1 protein-coding gene and 1 pseudogene are annotated in these 1065 nt (G+C 35.6%); both read left to right on the top strand.

Features of this window, described 5'->3' with window-relative positions:
- Positions 1 to 15: 15 nt before the first annotated feature.
- On the top strand, positions 16 to 672 hold the full coding sequence (locus ABID23_RS08095; protein WP_354190997.1) for an LbetaH domain-containing protein: 657 nt from the start codon (positions 16 to 18) through the stop codon (positions 670 to 672).
- A 100-nt stretch (positions 673 to 772) separates the two neighbouring features.
- Positions 773 to 1065 (top strand): annotated as a pseudogene (locus ABID23_RS08090) (hypothetical protein); the annotation flags it as partial.

Raw genomic sequence — 1065 nt, 5'->3', positions numbered from 1 at the left:
TAAAGGAATTGTGTTATGCAAAAGAAGTTTGCACTCACAAATGAAACGCGTGTAATTAGTAATCAAATTCTTTATCGCATTAAAGCTTTAAAAGACTTTTCTGATGTTAAGGCTGGTGATTTAGGCGGTTTTGTTGAAAAGGAAGATAACCTATCCCATGATGGCAATTGCTGGGTCTATGATGAGGCTTGTGTTTATAATAATGCCTATGTTTCTGATAATGCTAAAGTCTTAAATAAAGCTTATGTTTTCGATAATGCAAAAATTGAAGGCTATGCTAAAGTTTTTGATTGTGCAAAAATTTATGACAATGCAAGGGTTGCTGATCATGCCTTGGTTTTTGGAATAACTTATGTTTACGATCATGCCTGCGTTTTGAATCATGCTGAGGTATCGGACAGGGCTGTTATAAAAGGTCATGCTAAAATCTATGATGATGCTTTATTGACTGGCTATGCTCAAGCTTATGGTAATGCAAAGATTTTTGACAATGCTCAAGTTTGGTTTTTTGCTGTAATTGGTGATGATGCTTGTATTTATGAGAATGCAAAAATTACAGGCTATACATACATTTGTGATCAAGTGAGTGTTTTTGGCAATTCATATATAGATACAAAAAAATTAAATGGTCATATTAAAATTTGTGATCAAATCATAAGAGACGCTGCTTAAATAACAGCGCGGGGCGCGGCGGGGGCGCCTGCTTTCCAATCCAATTTTCCATTTCAAATTTTAGAAAACGTTTAACACATTAGATTGTGAGGGTACCTCTATGTGCAAAAAATACGAATTAACCAGTGAAATCAAAAAAATCAAACATGCACTTACTCGAAATATTATAAATCTTTATCGCATTAAAGCTTTAAAAGATTTTGCTGATGTAAAGGCGGGCGACCTCGGCGGCTTTATTGAAAAGGAAGCTAATCTATCCCATGATGGCAATTGCTGGGTTTATGATAAAGCTTGTGTCTATGGCTATGCCGTCGTTGCTGAAAATGCAAAAATACGGCATTTTTCTCAAGTTTGTGGTCAAGTCTATGGGAATTGTGAAATCTATGGCAAGGC

This window comes from Bartonella silvatica (assembly GCF_040545155.1).
GTDB classification, from domain to species: domain Bacteria; phylum Pseudomonadota; class Alphaproteobacteria; order Rhizobiales; family Rhizobiaceae; genus Bartonella; species Bartonella silvatica.
This window is presented reverse-complemented; position numbering and strand designations above follow the sequence as displayed.

Bases quoted from the DNA above. Each gene is read 5' to 3' on its own strand.
- ABID23_RS08095 (WP_354190997.1), top strand. From the start codon at position 16: ATGCAAAAGAAGTTTGCACTCACAAATGAAACGCGTGTAATTAGTAAT.